This window comes from Kitasatospora sp. NPDC059160, from assembly GCF_042755465.1.
Taxonomy (GTDB): Bacteria; Actinomycetota; Actinomycetes; order Streptomycetales; family Streptomycetaceae; genus Kitasatospora.
Genome location: NZ_JBHZCN010000053.1, coordinates 47,052 through 63,330, shown reverse-complemented (window position 1 = coordinate 63,330; position 16,279 = coordinate 47,052). Strand labels below are relative to the sequence as shown.

Here is a 16,279-nt window from a genome sequence, read left to right as displayed (position 1 = left end):
CGTCTCCTCCGGGTGCGGGGCCGACGGCGCTTCGGCCCTCGGTGCGTCAGTCCCCGGCACCGGCCGGAGCGGCGCCCTCGGCGGCGGGGCGGCCGGTCTCGGGGCGGCCGGGCAGCAGCAGGCAGAGCGGCACGGCGGCGGCGGTGAGCGCCACCGACCACCAGAAGGCCTGGTCGAAGCCCTGGGCCAGGGCGGTCGAGGTGCGGATGCCGCCGGTGCCGTGCTGGAGCACCACGGTGAGCAGCGCGATGCCCACCGAGCCGCCGATCTGCTGGGCGACCCTGGTGATGATGCTGGCGTCGGGGATCTCGGCGCGCTCCAGACCGGCGAAGGCGGCACCGGCCGGGGCGATCATGGCGGCGCCCAGCGCGAGGCCGCGGACGAACAGGGCCGCCGCCAGCGGGAGCAGACCGGTGTCGGCGCCGACGAAGGCGAACGGCACGGTGGCGGCGGCGACCAGGACGAAGGCCGCCAGCGAGACCCGGCGGGGGCCGAAGCGGTCGGTGTAGCGGCCGGCCAGGCCGCGGGCCAGCAGCGCTCCGACGCCCTGCGGGATGAGCAGCAGGCCGGCGCCGAGCGCGTCCTGCCCGCGCAGCTGCTGGAAGTACAGCGGCAGCAGCAGCATCGGCCCGTACAGGGCGACGCCGCCCAGGAAGAGCAGGGTGGCGGAGGAGGCCACCGAACGGTGGCGGAACAGTCGCACGCCGACCAGGGCGCCCTCGGGGCGGGCCAGCGCCCGGGTGGTGAAGCCGGCGACCAGGGCGAGCCCGCCGAGCAGCGGGACGAGCACCTCGGCGGTGGCGAAGCCGCCCCGGCCGTCGACCCGGGAGAGGCCGTAGATCACGGCGGCGCAGCCCGGGGAGAGCAGCAGCATGCCGAGCACGTCCGGCCGGGCGCGCGGCCGGTCCGGGCCCGGGCGGTCGTCGGGCAGGTCGCGGCGGGCGAGCAGCACGCCGACGACGCAGAACGGGATGTTGACGAGGAACAGCCAGCGCCAGTCGGCGACGTGCAGGATCAGTCCGCCCAGCACCGGGCCGAGGATCGGGCCGAGCGCGGTGGGCACGGTGATGATCGCCATCACCTTGCCGGTGTTGCGCCCCTTGGCGGCCTGCATCAGCAGGGTGCTGACCAGCGGCATCATCAGCCCGCCGGCGACGCCCTGGACGACCCGGAAGGCGATCAGGGAGGCCGCGTCCCAGGCCAGGGCGCTGAGCACGGAGCCCAGCAGGAAGCCGAGGAGGGCGGCGATCCAGAGCCGGCGGCCGCCGAACCGCGCCTGGGCCCAGCCGGCCAGCGGGATGGTGACGAACACGGCGAGCAGGTAGCCGGTGCCCACCCACTGGACGGTGGAGAGCGGGGCGTGCAGCCGCTCGGCGAGGTCGTCGAGGGCGACGCTGACGATGGTGGTGTCGAAGACGACGGCGAGGGCGCCGGTGATCAGGGTGACGGCCAGCCGCCACACGGCGGGGTCCACCCGGTCGGGGCCGGACGGCGTGGCGGCGGGTGCGGCGGCGGGGTCGGTGCGGTGGGGGGTGCCCACGACGGCTCCTTTAGATACAGAGTCCTATCTTACGGCGGCCAGAGTAGGGCGCTAGGATAAGAAAGACAAGTCTTCCTAACGGAGGGGTCGGCGATGGCCGAGCGACGCCGCGGGCCGGCACTGGAGAAGGCACTGCTCGACGCGGCCTGGGCGGAACTCGCCGACCACGGCTACGCCCGGTTCACCATGGACGCCGTCGTCAAGCGCGCCGGCACCAGCCCGCCGGTCCTCTACCGGCGCTGGCCCAACCGCGACGAACTGGCCCGCGCCGCCATCGGGCACGCCGTCCGGGGGGCCCGGATCGACACCCCCGACACCGGGAGCCTGCGCGGGGACGTCCTCACCCTGATGCGGGAGATCAACACCACCCGGGTCGAACTCATCACCGTGGTGCAGATGCACCTGGCCGGCTACCGCCAGGAGTCCGGCACCAGCCCCGCCGACCTCGTCGACCCCCTGGTCACCGGCCGCGCCGAAGCACTCGACCTGCTCTTCGCACGCGCCGCCGCCCGCGGCGAGGTCGACCCGGCCCGGCTCACCCCCCGGCTCAAGTCGCTCCCCTTCGACCTGCTGCGCCTCCAGATCCTCACCACGTTCGCGCCCGCGCCCGACGACGTCCTGGAGGAGATCGTCGACACCCTCTTCCTGCCCCTGCTGCACTGACCGCGGGCGGCGGCCCGCCGGACCGCTCCGACGACCCGGCCGCTCAACCGCTCAACCGCTCAGCGGCTCGGCCATGGCGACGGCGACCCGGCGGGGCGGGGTGAAGGGCTCGCGGGCGTGGGCGGTCAGCATGTTGTCGAGCATCACGACGTCGCCCTCCCGGTAGTCGAAGCGCGTCGCGGCCCTGCGGTAGCAGTCCCGCACGTGCGCCATCACGTCGTCCGGGATCCGGCCGCCGTCGCCGTAGTAGGTGTTGTTGGGCAACTCCTCGGCGGCGAAGAGGGCTTCGAGGCCGGCCCGGACACCGGGCGAGAGGGTGGACAGGTGGAACATCGCCGCGTGGTTGAACCAGACCGGCTCACCGGTCCCCGGGTGGGTCCGGACGGCGTCGCGGACCACCCGGGTGCGCAGGGTGCCGTCGTCGAGCCACTCGGGCTCGATCCGGTTGGCCGCGCAGTAGGCCGCCACCTCGTCCCGGTCGGTGGTCCCGAAGACCTCCTGCCAGGGCAGGCCGAAGCCGGGGCCGAAGTTGCGCACCAGCATCCAGCGCCGCCGGGTGAAGTCGGCCAGCACCTCCGGGTCGAGCAGCCGGAGGATCTCCCGGCAGTCGGCCAGCGGGGTCGCGCCGCGGTCGGCGGGCGGCTGGACGCAGTGGAAGAACAGCGTCATCGGCCAGGAGGCCTGGTACGAGTTCTCGTTGTGGAAGAAGATCTCCTCCCGGGCCGGGTGCTCGGTCGAGGTGTAGACCCCGCCCTGGATCCGGCTGCGCGGGGACGACTTCTCCTGGTACGCGAGCGGCGGGCCGGCCAGTCGGCGGACGGTCTCCTCGAAGTCCTCGACGCCCCGCAGCGCGAAGCCGCGCAGCAGCACGGCCCCGTGCTCGCGGACCAGCTCCCTGATCCGCGCCCGGTGCTGCCGCGCGTGGTCGACCAGCAGGGTCGACGCCCGGTCCGGCTCGATCCGGTACGGGAGCGTCATCGGGCGCTCACCGCCGACGCGGGCCGCGCGGACCCCGGCTCCGACTCCTGGTCCTGCTCCTGTTCCGACTCCTGCTCCAGGGCCGCGCTGAGCGAGCGGATCGTCGGGTGGTCGAGCAGCATCCGGCTCTCCAGCCGGATCCCCAGCCTGGCCGCCCGGCCCGCCACCAGCAGGGTGGCGACCGAGTCGCCGCCGACGTCCAGGAAGTGGTCGTCGATCCCGACCTCGTCCAGGCCGAGCACCTCCTGCCAGATCCCGGCCAGTGCCTGCTGCACCGGGGTGACCGGCGGGGCACTCGGGCCGGAGGCCTCGACGGGGGCGTCCGGGAGGCGGGAGCGGTCCACCTTGCCGTTCGCGGTCAACGGCAGGTCCTCCACCGGCACCACCACCGAGGGCACCAGGTAGCCGGGCAGCACCTCCCGGGTCCAGGCCCGGATCGCCTCCGGCTCCGGCCGCGCCCCGGGCCGGCCGGTCACGAAGGCGATGATCCGTCGGGTCTCCCCGACGTCCCGGACCACGGCGGCCGCGGCCGCCACCTGCTCGTGCCGCTGGAGCACCGCCTCGATCTCCCCCGGGCTGACCCGGTGGCCGTTCACCTTCGCCTCGTCGTCCAGTCGGCCGACGAACTCCACCGAGCCGTCCGGGAGGTAGCGTCCCGCGTCGCCGGTCCGGTAGAGCCGGCTGCCGGGCGGCCCGTACGGGTCCGGGACGAAGTGCCCGGCGGTCGGGCCGGGCAGCCCCGCGTACCCGCGTGCCAGGCCAGCTCCCCCGATGTGGATCTCCCCGGTGGCCCCGACCCCGGCGATCCCCAGGTCCGGATCCAGCACGTACTGGCGGACGTTGGCGATCGGCCGGCCGATCGGCACGGCCGGTCCGACCGGGAGCGGGGCGGACACGAAGGCGGCCGAGGAGCCCACCGTGGCCTCGGTCGGGCCGTACTCGTTGACCACCCGCAGCTGCGGCATCCGCTCCAGCCACGGGCGCACCAGCTCGGTCGGCAGCGCCTCCCCGCCCACCACGAAGGTGCCCACCTCGGGGGTGTGGAAGGACAGCGGGAGGGCGTGCTCCAGCATCCGCAGGTGCGCCGGGGTGAGCTTGACCAGGTCGAACCGGACGCCCTGGCGCAGCAGTTCGGCCAGTTCGTCGACCCCCTGGCCGTCCGGGACGATCCGGACGCCGGCGCCGGTGACCAGCGGGGCGAGCAGGCCGGTGAGCGTCAGGTCGAAGGTGAGCGGGGTGTGCAGCGCGGCGCCCTCGGCGGCGGGGTCGCCGGTGAGGTAGGCGCGGGCGGCGTGGTCCACGTAGTTGGCGAGCGCCTGCTGTTCGATCAGCACGCCCTTCGGCCGGCCGGTGGAGCCGGAGGTGTAGAGCACGTAGGCGAGGTGGTCCGGCCGGACCGCGACCGGCTCCAGCGGGCGTCCGCCGCCGTGGTCCACGTCCAGCACCGGGACCGCCCCGCCGTCGAGGAGCGCGGCGGTGCGGGCGTCGCCGACGACGGCGCAGGGTTCGGCGTCCGCGAGGACGGCCCGGATCCGCTCCTTCGGCCACTCCGGGTCCAGTGGCACGAAGGCGGCACCGGCCCGCAGCACCGCGAGCACCGCGGCGACCAGGGCGGGCGAGCGCGGCAGGCAGATCGCGACCCGCTGCTCCGGCCGGGCCCCGACGGCGTGCAGTCGGCCGGCCAACTCACCGGCCCAGCTGTCCAGTTCCGCGTAGTCGAGGTCGCCGATGCCGGTCAGCAGGGCGGGGCGCCCGCCGTCCCGCTCGGCCCAGCGCGCGAAGCGCCGGTACACCGGCTCGGCCGCCGGGACGGCGGGCCCGGCGGAGAGTTCGGCCAGCCGTTCCGCCGTGACGGCCGGTGCGGCGGTGCTGTCGTGCTCGGCCCTGTCGGGCTCGGCTCTGTTCTGCTCGGCCTGCAACGCGGACTCCTCATTCCTCCCACGCCCCGGTCCGGCCCGGGTCGTTCGGCGAGTTGACTCGACTGCTCGACTGCACGGCGGGGCGGGTGCACAGCGGGGCGACCGCTCCGCCGGGCGGCGACGCCCCGGCGGCTCAGCCCCGCGGCTCGGGCCGCAGTTCGAGGGTGCAGCACTTCGCGGCGCCGCCCGCCTTGAGGAGCTCGGTGGTGTCCACCCCGACCGGGTTGAAGCCGCGCTCCCGGAGCTGCTCGATCAGGCCGGCCGCCGCCTGCGGCAGCACCACGTTGAGGCCGTCCGAGAAGGCGTTGAGGCCGAACACCGCGGCGTCCTGGGCGTCGGCGAGGATCGCGTCCGGGAAGAGGGTCTCCAGGACGGAGCGGCTGCCGGGGGTGAAGGCCGCCGGGAAGTACATCACCTCGGTGTCGGAGAGCACCGAGAGCGCGGTGTCCAGGTGGTAGTGCTCGGGGTTGACCAGGGTCAGCGAGGTGACCGGCAGCCCGAAGAACTCCTGCGCCTCGTAGTGCGAGCGCTGGTCGGTGCGGAAGCCGGTGCCGGCCAGGATCCGCCGCCCGACCGGCAGGTAGTCGCCCTCGCCCTCGTTGACGAACTCGGGCCACAGCACCTCGCGGTAGCCCTGCTGGACGAACCAGGCCAGGTAGGCCGGCCCCTCGGCGGTCCGTTCGACGTGCCGGAACCGGGCCCCGAGGACCTTGCCGTCCACCACCGTCGCGCCGTTGGCGGCGAAGACCATGTCCGGCAGGCCGGGCACCGGCTCGATCACCTCGACGGTATGGCCCAGCGACAGGTACACCTCGCGCAGCCGCTCCCACTGGAGCAGCGCCGACTCGCGGTCCACCGGCTTCTCGGGGTGCATCCACGGGTTGATGGAGTACGTCACGTCGAAGTGCTGCGGACGACACATCAGGAGTCGGCGCGGGGTGGCCCTCCGGGCTGTCGGCCGTATCGGCTCGGGCTGAGTACCGCCACTGGACACAGGGATCTCCTCTGCGATGGTGGTTTCAGGAGAGGGAAAAGGTGCCGGGTCGCCGTGCGGACCGCGGCGCCGGTGGGGTTCACGAGGGCCAGGTCACGAAACGCCGCCACCGCAACGATCCTGACATGTCATCGGCAAGCCCACAATCACCCGACCCTAGCAGTCGACCTGCCCATTGTCCCGGGTGTTCATGCCAGGAACGGCCGACCGGACTCCGCCGCTCCGCCCCTCCGGCGGACGGCCCGCACCCCGCGACCCCGGCGACATACCGGGCACAACCGCTCCGTTACCCCTCCAACCGCCGCAGGGGGGATCAATGATCCGGGGCCTTGACTTTCCCGGGCGTCAGTCAATAGCTTGCGCCGGAGTGCCCAGATGCCCCGAACCGCGCAATCACGACCCGGCATCGCCGAACTCCACCGGAATTCCGGCGATCCGCGGGAAGGAAAGGTCGGACCGCCGGATGACGAACCAGGACACCGGGACCGGAATTCCGGCCGAGGAACAGCACCCCGCCCTCCGGGAGATCCCGCTCGCCCACCCCCAGGAACGCCTCTGGTTCCTGCACCAGCTCCACCCGGACGTGCCGGTGTACAACGAGCCGGCCGCCTACGGAATCACCGGTGAACTCGACGTCCCGGCACTCACCGAGGCGATCCGCGCGCTGGTCGGACGGCACGAGCCGCTCCGCACCGGATTCGCCGTCCGGGGGGACCGGCCGGTCCAACTGATAGCCGACGAACTGCCCTTCGCACTCCCGGTGGAAAACCTCGGAACGGATGCCGGAGCGGTCCTGCGCCGGCTTTCCGAAGCCGCCTCGCAACCCTTCGACCTGAGCCGCCCCGGGCTTTTCGACATCCGGCTGGCGAAGCTGTCCGAGAACCACCACATCCTGTACCTCAACCTCCACCACCTCATCACGGACGGCCAGTCCGGCCGACTTCTGATCGACGAGATCGGCCGCTCCTACCGGAACGTGAAAACCGGTCTCCCGCCGGTTTCCGAGCCGCTCGCGGTGAGTTATCCACGGTATTCGGTGCAACAGCGCGAGCGCCTCGCCGGCCCCGCGGCCGAAGCCGACCTGGCGTCCTGGGAGTCGGCGCTGACCGGCGTTCCCGGCCTGCTCCGGCTGCCCGCCGACCGCCCGCGCGGGGCCACCCAGGACTTCGCCGGAGGGGACGTCCGCTTCAAACTCTCCGGTTCGTCCACGCAACGCCTCACCGAAGTCGCCAAACAGCACAACGCCTCGCACTACATGGTCCTGCTCGCGGCGTTCACCCTCCTGCTGCACCGGTACTCGGGACAGCGGTCCCTCGTGGTCGGCACCCCGGTCGCGAACCGGCCGGGCGATGGCCTGGAACAGACCCTCGGCTTCTTCGTCAACACCCTCCCGATCCGCAGCGACCACACCCCCGGGCAGACCTTCGCCGACTACCTGGGCGCGCTGCGCGAGACCTGCCTGGACGCCTTCGCCCACCAGGAGACCCCGTTCGACCACATCGTCCAACGGCTCGGGCTGCAGGGCGGACTGAGCCACGCCCCGCTGGTGCAGACGGTCTTCGCGTACAACCACACCCAGCACCGCCCGCACCTGGACGGCCTGGAGGTCCGCCCGCTCGACGTGCGCACCGCGACCGCCCGGTACGAGCTCGGCCTCTACCTGGACCGCTCGCCGCAGGGCGGCCTGGACGGCCGGTTCGAGTTCGCCACCGCGCTCTTCGACCGCACCACGGTCGCCCGGCTCGCCGAGAACTACCGGACGCTGCTGGACGGGCTGTTGGCCGACCCCGACCGGCCGCTGGAGGCGTACGAGCTCTGCTCGCCCGCCGAACGGGCCCTGATCGCCCGCGGGAACCGCACCGGGGCGCAGTTCCCGGAAGAGCGCTGCGTGCACGAGTTGTTCGAGGCGCAGGCCGCCCGCACCCCGGACGCCGTCGCGGTGAGCGCGGCGGACGGCGAGCTGACCTACCGTGAACTGGACCGCCACGCCTCGGCCCTGGCCGAGCACCTGCGCGGGCGCGGGGTCGGCGCGGACCAGTGCGTCGGCGTGTTCGTCGAGCGCTCGGTGGCCCTGGTGGTGGCCCTGCTCGGCATCCTCAAGGCCGGCGGCGCCTACCTGCCGCTCGACCTGGCGGCGCCCCGCGCCCGGCTGGAGCAGATCCTGCGGGACGCCCGCGCCCGGGTGGTGCTGACCGGCGGCGTGCCGCTGGAGCCGTTCGACGGCATCGAGCCGATCGGCCCGCTGCCGGACCGGGACCCGGCGGACGGCCCCGACCACCCCGAGCACCCCGACCAAGCCGCCCAGGCGGCCCATCCGGAGCACCTGGTCTCGGTGTACTACACCTCCGGCTCCACCGGGGCCCCCAAGGGCGTGGCCAACCGACACCGCGGCTGGGTCAACCGGCTGACCTGGATGCAGCGCCGGCACGCCCTGCGACCGGGCGAGACGGTGCTGCACAAGACCACCCTCACCTTCGACGACTCCGCCCTGGAGATCTTCTGGCCGCTGTCCGTCGGCGGCCGGGTGGCGGTGCTGCCGCCCGACCTGCACCGCGACCCGCAGGCCATCGTCGAGGCCCTGGCCCGGCACCGCTCGGTGTACCTCCAGGTCGTCCCCAGCATGCTCAACTCCGTGCTGGACGTGGTGGAGCAGCGCGGCGCCGCCGGACTGGAGGCGCTGCGCGGCACCACCTCCAGCGGCGAGGCGCTGTCCCCCGGCACCGTGCGGCGGTTCCGCGCGCTGATGCCCGGCGAGCTGCACAACACCTGGGGCGCCACCGAGGTCTCCATCGACTCCACCCACCACACCTGCACGGCCGAGGACCTCGCCGGCGCCGGGCCGGTCAGCCTGGGCCGGCCGTTCGACAACAACACCGTCCACGTGCTGGACGCCTCGCTCCGGCCGGTCCCGATCGGCGTCGTCGGCGACCTGTACATCGGCGGCGTCGGACTGGCCCGCGGCTACGCCGGCGACCCGGCCCGCACCGCCGCCGCCTTCCTCCCGCACCCCTCGGTGGCCGGTGAGCGGCTCTACCGCACCGGCGACAAGGGCCTGTTGCGGTCGGACGGGCGGCTGGAGTTCGTCGGCCGCACCGACCACCAGGTCAAGATCCGCGGCATGCGGGTGGAACTGGGCGAGATCGAGGCGGTGCTGGAGGACCACCCCGGGGTGAAGGAGGCGGTCGTCCTGGTCCACGAGGGCGAGAACGGGCTGCGCCGCCTGGTCGCCTACGTGACCGCGCTGCGGCCCGACCGGCGGCCCTCGCCCGAGGAGGTGCGCGCCCACGTCGGACAGCGGCTGCCGGAGTACATGGTGCCCTCCTTCGTCACCGTCCAGGACCGCTTCGAGGTGACCGCCAACGGCAAGATCGACCGCGGCGCGCTGGCGCCCCCGGAGCGCCTGCTGGACGACGCCGGGGCACCGGGCGAGCCCTGCGAGGGGCCGGTCGAGGCCTTCGTCGCCGACATCTGGCGCGACCTGCTCGGCCTGGCCCGGATCGGGGCGCTGGACGGCTTCTTCGCCCTGGGCGGCAACTCCCTGGTCGCCACCCGGTTCGTCTCCCGGGTGCGCCAGCGGGCCGGCATCGACCTGCCGCTGATGTCGGTCTTCACCAAGCCGACGCTGCGCGAACTGAGCGCGGAGGTCGAGCAGCTGCTGGTGCGACGGCTGGAGGAGATGACCGAGGCCGAGGCCGGGGAGCTGCTGCGGCAGCTGTCCTGACCGTGGGCCACCCGACCGCCGGCCCACCGGGCGAGCAGGCCGGCGGTCCGACCACTTCTCGACCGTTTCTCGACCATGGGGGAGAGCGACATGCCTGACGAGCCATCCGGCACGGGACTGACCGGACTCAAGCGCGACCTGCTGCGCCGGATCCTCTCCGGCGACGGCGGGCCCGATCCCGCCGGAGGACTGCGCCGCCGGCCCCGGGAGGGCCGGATCCCGGCCTCCGCGGCGCAGCGGAGGCTCTGGTTCATCGACCACCTGAACGAGTCCAGCACCTCCTACAACGTGCCGTTCGCGCTGCGGATCTCCGGCCCGCTGCGGGAGGACGCCCTGTGGTGGGCCTTCGACGCGCTCCTCGCCCGGCACGAGGCGCTGCGGACCACCTTCGGCTTCACCGGTGAGGAACTGTTCCAGGAGATCGCGCCGTCCGTGCGGGTGGCCCGGAACCACCACGACCTGCGCGGGCTGCCGGAGGCGGAACGCGGGCGGGCGGCCGAGGAACTGATCGCCGAGGCGGCCCGGCGGCCGTTCCGGCTGGACGGCGAACCGCTGCTGCGCGTGGTGCTGATCCGGGTGCGGGACGAGCTCTGCCACGCCGTGGTCAACCTCCACCACATCGTCACCGACGGCTGGTCCGAGGGCATCCTCTTCCAGGAGCTGGGCGTCCTCTACTCGGCCCGGGTGCGGGGCGAGGAGCCCGAACTGCCGCCGCCCGGGCTCCAGTACGCGGACTACACCGGCTGGGAGGCCGAACCCGAGGCCCGGGACCTGTACGAGCAGCAGCTCGGCTACTGGCGCGAGCGGCTCAAGGACGTCCCCGCCGGGCCCGCCCTGCCGACGGACCGGCCGCGCCCGGTCGAGCCGAGCATGCGCGGGGCCTCGGTGCCGGTCGCGGTGCCGGCGGACCTCCAGGCGGCCCTGCGGCGCTGGGAGGGCGGCGACCGGGCCTCGCTGTTCACCGGCGCGGTCGCGGTGCTCGCCCAACTGCTGCACCGCTACGGCGGCGAGGACACCGTGGTGATCGGCGTGCCGGTGGCCAACCGGGCCCGCCGCGAGCTGGAGCCGGTGGTCGGGTTCTTCTCCAACACCGTCGCCCTGCGGGTCGACCTCGCCGACGGGCCCACCCAGGCCGAGCTGCTGGACCGGGTCCGGACCGTCTCGGTGGAGGCGCTGTCCCACCAGAACGTCCCGTTCAACCAGGTCGTGGAGGCGCTCGGGATCCAGCGCGCCCCGGGCGGCAATCCGGTCTTCCAGGTCATGTGCTCGGTCAACCAGGCCACCGCGCCGCCGGCCCTGGCGGACTGCGGGGTCGAGCTGGTGGACCTCGACAACGACACCGCCAAGTTCGACCTGGAGCTGGTCGTCACCTACGACCGGGACCGGGTCGACTGCCGCTTCGAGTACGCCACCGACCTGTTCGACCGCGCGACCGTGGAACAGCTGGCCGGGCACTTCCGGCTGCTGCTGGCCGCCTTCCTGGAGCGGCCGCGGTCCCGCGCCGGGGACCTCGCCCCGGGCGGTGACGAGCCCGGCGCGGTGCCGGAGGACGGGGTGGTGCTCACCGACCGGTACGGCCGGCCCTGCCCGGTCGGCGTGTTCGGCGCCGTGACGGTGGCGGGCGTGCCGGACGGCCGCACCGCCCGGCGGCTGCGCGACGGCACCCTGGAGTACCGGGACGAGCCCTCCGCCGCCGCCCCGGCGTCGGCGCCGGCCCCCGCGACGGAGGCCCCGCGGACCGGCACCGAGCGGCGGCTGGCCGCGATCTGGGGCCAGGTGCTCGACGGCGGCACGCCCGGCCGGGAGCAGGACTTCTTCCGTACCGGCGGCGACTCCCTGCTGGCCACCAAGGTGGTCGCCCGGGTGCGCCGGGCCTGGGGCGTCAAGCTGTCGGTCCGCCAGATGCTGCGCTCCCCCACCCTGGGCGCGCTGGCCGCCGAGATCGACCGGCTGGTCGCCGAACGGGGCGCGGAGCCGGCCCCCCAGCCGTCCGGGCCGGCCCCGGTGGCGCGTCCGGCGACGCTGCCGCTGTCGCTCGCCCAGCGCGGCATCTGGTTCAACAACCAGGTCGAGGGCCAGAGTTCCTACTACCACATGCCGTTGGCGCTGCGGCTGACCGGTCCGCTGGACCGGGCGGCGCTGCACGCGGCGCTCGGTGACGTGATCGCCCGGCACGAGAGCCTGCGCACGGTGTTCCCGGTCCGCGACGGCGAGCCGTGCCAGCTGGTGCGGGATCCGTTCGAGCCCGCGCTTCCGGTGCTCCCGGTCGCGGCCGGGGACCTCGACGCGGCGCTGCGCGCGGCCGCGGCCCGGCCCTTCGACCTGAGCGGCGAACCGCCGGTGCGGGCCTGCCTGTTCGAGGTCGGCGCCGAGGACCACCTGCTGCTGATCGTGATCCACCACATCGCCTGCGACGGCCTCTCCTGGCAGCCGCTGTGCGAGGACCTGTCGACGGCCTACGCCGCCCGCAGGGCCGGGGCCGCGCCGCGCTGGGAGCCGCTGCCGCTGCAGTACCCGGACCACGCCCTGTGGCAGCACGACGCGCTGGGCTCCGCGACGGACCGCGACAGCGGGCTGGCGCGGCAGCTCGCGCACTGGACCGGGCGCCTGGCCGGGCTGCCCGAGGAGCTGCCGCTGCCGGCCGACCGGGTGCGCCAGGCCACCGCCGACTACCGGGGCGACACCGTCCCGCTCGCCGTCCCGGCCACGCTGCACCGGGCGGTCGGCGAGCTGGCCGGCTCCGCCGGGGCCAGCGTCCACATGGTGGTGCAGGCGGCGCTGGCCGCCCTGTTGACCCGGATGGGCGCGGGCGGGGACATCCCGCTGGGCACGGCGGTGGCGGGCCGCTCGGAGGTGTCGCTGGAGCGGCTGGTCGGCTGCTTCATCAACACCGTCGTGCTGCGCACCGACACCTCGGGCGACCCGAGCTTCGCGGCGCTGCTGGAGCGGGTGCGGGAGACCGACCTGGCCGCCTACGCGAACCAGGACGTCCCCTTCGACCTGCTGGTGTCCGCCCTGAACCCGGCCCGCCAGCCGGGCCGCAACCCGCTGTTCCAGGTCCTGCTGTCGGTCGCGGGCCGGCCCGAGGCCAGCCCGGAGCTGGCCGGGCTCCGGGTGGAGCCGGTGCTGTTCGAGCTGCCGGTCTCCCCCTTCGACCTGGACTTCTCGCTGACCGAACAGCAGGACGCGGACGGCGGCCCGGCCGGTCTGCTGGGGCACGTCACCTACAACACGGCGCTGTTCGACCGGCGGACCGTCGCCGCGCTGGCCGAGCGGTTCACCACCCTGCTCGCGTCCGCCGTCGCCGAACCGGCCCGGCCGCTGTCCGAGCTGGAGCTGCTCCCGGCGGCCGAGCGCCGACGGATCCTGGAGGACTGGAACAGCACCGGCGCCGGCATCCCCGCGGTGACGCTGGCGGCGCTCTTCGAGGCCGCCGCCGCCCGGGCCCCGCAGGCGCCGGCCCTGGAGTTCGGCGACACCCGGCTGACGTACCGGGAGCTCGGCGCGCGGGCCAACCGGCTGGCCCGGCTGCTGATCGGGCGCGGGATCGGCCCGGAGCAGTTCGTCGCCGTGGCGCTGCCGCGCGGGGTCGAGCTGGTGGTGGCGGTGCTCGCGGTGGCCAAGGCCGGGGCGGCGTTCATCCCGGTCGACCCGGGCTACCCGGCCGAGCGGATCGCGTTCATGCTCGCGGACGCCGGTCCGGCCCTGGTGGTCACCACCGCGGACTCCGGGCTGCCGGACACCGGGCTGCCGGACACCGGAACGGCCCGGCTGGTGCTGGACGAGCCCGCCACCGCGCAGCTGCTGGCCCGGCAGCCGGACGGCGATCCCACCGACGCCGACCGGACGGCCCCGCTCGACCCGCTCAGCCCCGCGTACGCGATCTACACCTCGGGCTCGACGGGTGTCCCCAAGGGCGCCGTGATGCCGCACACCGGTCTGCTCGCGCTGAGCGACCAGATGGCCGCGCGGCTGCGGATCGACCACGGCTCCCGGGTGCTCCAGGTGTCCACGCCGAGCTTCGACGCCTGGGTGCTGGAGCTGCTGATGGCCTTCCCGGTCGGGGCGGCCCTGGTGGTGGCTCCGCCGGGCCCGCTGGCCGGCGAGGAGCTGGCGGACTTCCTGCGCGAGCGGCGGGTCACCCACGCCTTCCTCGCCCCGACCCGGCTGGCCACGGTGCCCCCGGTCGAGCTGCCCGCGCTGGTCGGCCTGGCCAGCGGCAGTGAGGTGCTGCCCGGCGACCTGGTCGGCCGCTGGTCGCCCGGGCGCCGGATGATCAACATCTACGGGGCCACCGAGTCCACCGTCATCTCCACCACCACCGGCCCGCTCTCCGGCGACGGCGTGCCCACCCTGGGCGGGCCGAACCTGGACGCCCGGGTGTACGTGCTGGACGAGGCGCTGCGGCCGGTGCCGCCGGGCGTCCCCGGGCAGGCCTACCTGGCCGGCACCGGGCTGGCCCGCGGCTACCTGCACCGCCCCGTCCTGACCGCCGACCGCTTCGTGCCCTGCCCGTTCGGGGCTCCGGGCGAGCGGATGTACCGGACCGGGGACGTGGTGCGCTGGACACCGGACGGCGAGCTGATGTTCGTCGGCCGGGCCGACGACCAGGTGAAGCTGCGCGGCCTGCGGATCGAGCTGGGCGAGGTCGAGTCGGCGGTCTGCTCGCACCCCGCGGTGGCGCACGCCGTCGCCGTGGTGAGCGGCTCCGCGACGGGCGACCGGCTGGTCGCGTACGCCGTGCCGATGGCCGGGACGGCGGTGGACGGCGCCGCGCTGCGCGAGCACGCCGCCCGCACCCTGCCCGACTTCATGGTGCCCTCGGCCGTGGTGGTGCTGGACGCCTTCCCGCTGCTGCCCAACGGCAAGGTGGACCGCGGTGCGCTGCCGGCCGCGCCGGAGCCGGAGGAGGAGTACACGGCGCCGCGCACGCCCGTCGAGGAGACGCTCGCCGGGATCTGGCAGTCCGTCCTCGGGGTCGAACGGATCGGCGTGCACACCGACTTCTTCCGGCTCGGCGGGCACTCCCTGATGGCCACCCAGATCCTGAGCCGGATCCGGTCCTCGCTGGGGGCCACGGTCCCGCTGGTGCGGTTCTTCGAGCACGCGACGATCGCCGAACTGGCTGCCGAGGTGGACCGGACCGGGCAGTCGGGCGGGGCGGAGCCGGTGGTGGTCCGACGCCGTCGGACCGTGCTGACCGACACCGCCCGGCCGGAGTGACCGGACGGACCCCGGGAACGACCGGACCGGCCCGCGGCGGGAGCTGCGGGCCGGTCCGTCGGTGTCCCGTCCGGGCGGGCGACGTGCGGGACGTGCGGGCGGTGCGCGGGCCGTACGGGGGCTCAGAGGCCCAGGCGCTGCTTGACCTCGGCGAAGAACGGGATGTGCCGGTAGTCCTTGGCCTGCGGGTCGTAGTCGGTGTAGCGGTTGGTGAACTCCAGCAGCCCGGCGCGCACCCGCTCCAGCGGCTCGGTGCGGATCCGCCGCTCGATCGCCTGGATCTCGCCCAGGAAGGCGGCCAGCACCGCCGGCAGCTCCGGGGCCAGCTCGATCAGGCCGTCGCGCAGCCGGATGCCCCGGTGCTCCGTCAGGTAGCTGAACAGCAGCTGGGAGGCGACGGCGTCGTAGTTGGGGCGCGGGATGCCCTCCACCGCGTAGCGCAGCAGCCGCTCGGCGAGGATGTACTCGTAGGCGGCCCGGGCCTGTTGCTCGGGCAGCTGCGCGTCGTCGAGGCAGACCAGCATGGCCGAGACGTCCACCCGGAGCTCCTCCAGCCCGGCCAGCGGCTTGAGCTTCTTGGCGTCCAGGAACTCCGGGATCGGCAGGTCGCCCTGCCGGTGGTGGTACTCGTGCAGCCGGACCCACCAGGAGGAGGCGGCCTCGACGACGTGGTCGGGGGCGCCCTGGATCCGCGGGAAGCTGCCCGGTGCCATCACGGCGTCGATCATCTTCCGGGTGATCCGGTTGTGGCGCTCGACGAACTTGTCGATGAAGTAGAAGATCAGGTCGTCCGGGTCCTGCCGGCCGTCGAGGTGGTTCTCCGGGAACAGGGCGACGACCACCCGGGACTCGAACCCCTCCGACTTGGCGAGCAGGTTGACCGGCCGGGTGTTGCTGGCGTACCGGACGGCCAGGTGCGGGTCGGTCGGCAGGGTCCGGTACGCCAGGTAGTCGAGCGAGAGCTTCGGGAAGTACGAGGCGTCGAAGAACGAGAAGACGTGGTTGTCGCGCTCCTCGTTGATGTGCGCCTTGGTCGCGCGGAGCCGGGAGCCGTCCGGGCTGTCCCGCAGGTCGGCCAGGAAGGCCCGGACGATCGGCTGGCGGCTCAGCTCGGCGCTGTCCGCCAGCTCCTTCGCCAGCCGCTCCAGGAACACCGGGTCCCTCGGGTCCGCGACCGGCTGCAACCGGCGGCGCAGGGCGTTCACTTCGGCGATCACCGGCGCTACGGGGTCCACGACTGG

At 74.3% G+C, this 16,279-nt stretch carries 8 protein-coding genes; 3 read left to right on the top strand and 5 right to left on the bottom strand.

Annotated elements, in window-relative coordinates; genetic code table 11:
- Nucleotides 1–46: 46 nt before the first annotated feature.
- Nucleotides 47–1,540 carry an MDR family MFS transporter gene (locus tag ACFXOZ_RS23005; protein WP_380592350.1) on the bottom strand — a complete coding sequence of 498 codons (1,494 nt, stop codon included), beginning with the start codon at nucleotides 1,538–1,540 and terminating at the stop codon, nucleotides 47–49.
- 93 nt (nucleotides 1,541–1,633) lie between these two features.
- Here ACFXOZ_RS23005 and ACFXOZ_RS23000 point away from each other — a divergent pair, with 93 nt between their 5' ends.
- Complete coding sequence (locus ACFXOZ_RS23000) at nucleotides 1,634–2,203, top strand: TetR/AcrR family transcriptional regulator (RefSeq protein ID WP_380528422.1); 570 nt, start codon at nucleotides 1,634–1,636, stop codon at nucleotides 2,201–2,203.
- A 51-nt stretch (nucleotides 2,204–2,254) separates the two neighbouring features.
- On the opposite strand, the gene ACFXOZ_RS22995 is transcribed toward ACFXOZ_RS23000, so the two are convergent.
- The 3 genes from ACFXOZ_RS22995 to ddaH all read right to left on the bottom strand — a co-directional run bounded on the left by ACFXOZ_RS22995 (nucleotide 2,255) and on the right by ddaH (nucleotide 6,094).
- Nucleotides 2,255–3,181: a TauD/TfdA family dioxygenase gene (locus tag ACFXOZ_RS22995; protein WP_375890453.1), complete on the bottom strand. Its 927-nt coding sequence runs from the start codon at nucleotides 3,179–3,181 to the stop codon at nucleotides 2,255–2,257.
- Nucleotides 3,178–5,100 carry a non-ribosomal peptide synthetase gene (locus ACFXOZ_RS22990; RefSeq protein ID WP_380528425.1) on the bottom strand — a complete coding sequence of 641 codons (1,923 nt, stop codon included), beginning with the start codon at nucleotides 5,098–5,100 and terminating at the stop codon, nucleotides 3,178–3,180. The genes ACFXOZ_RS22995 and ACFXOZ_RS22990 overlap by 4 nt, the downstream gene beginning before the upstream one ends.
- Nucleotides 5,101–5,233: 133 nt before the next feature.
- Nucleotides 5,234–6,094 carry a dimethylargininase gene (ddaH, locus tag ACFXOZ_RS22985; protein ID WP_375890456.1) on the bottom strand — a complete coding sequence of 287 codons (861 nt, stop codon included), beginning with the start codon at nucleotides 6,092–6,094 and terminating at the stop codon, nucleotides 5,234–5,236.
- A 463-nt stretch (nucleotides 6,095–6,557) separates the two neighbouring features.
- Here ddaH and ACFXOZ_RS22980 point away from each other — a divergent pair, with 463 nt between their 5' ends.
- Complete coding sequence (locus tag ACFXOZ_RS22980) at nucleotides 6,558–9,815, top strand: amino acid adenylation domain-containing protein (protein WP_380528427.1); 3,258 nt, start codon at nucleotides 6,558–6,560, stop codon at nucleotides 9,813–9,815.
- Between the two features lie 90 nt (nucleotides 9,816–9,905).
- Nucleotides 9,906–15,038, top strand: a complete 5,133-nt coding sequence (locus ACFXOZ_RS22975; protein WP_380528428.1) for an amino acid adenylation domain-containing protein — start codon at nucleotides 9,906–9,908, stop codon at nucleotides 15,036–15,038.
- Between the two features lie 122 nt (nucleotides 15,039–15,160).
- On the opposite strand, the gene ACFXOZ_RS22970 is transcribed toward ACFXOZ_RS22975, so the two are convergent.
- Nucleotides 15,161–16,273 (bottom strand): DUF6421 family protein, encoded by a 1,113-nt coding sequence (locus ACFXOZ_RS22970; protein WP_375890462.1) that lies wholly within the window; start codon nucleotides 16,271–16,273, stop codon nucleotides 15,161–15,163.
- Nucleotides 16,274–16,279: the final 6 nt, after the last annotated feature.

What these genes read in the sequence shown, in the direction of transcription:
- ACFXOZ_RS22980 (WP_380528427.1), top strand. Translation starts at nt 6,558, where the DNA reads ATGACGAACCAGGACACCGGGACCGGAATTCCGGCCGAGGAACAGCAC.
- ACFXOZ_RS23000 (WP_380528422.1), top strand. Translation starts at nt 1,634, where the DNA reads ATGGCCGAGCGACGCCGCGGGCCGGCACTGGAGAAGGCACTGCTCGAC.
- ACFXOZ_RS22995 (WP_375890453.1), bottom strand. Translation starts at nt 3,181, where the DNA reads ATGACGCTCCCGTACCGGATCGAGCCGGACCGGGCGTCGACCCTGCTG.
- ACFXOZ_RS22975 (WP_380528428.1), top strand. Translation starts at nt 9,906, where the DNA reads ATGCCTGACGAGCCATCCGGCACGGGACTGACCGGACTCAAGCGCGAC.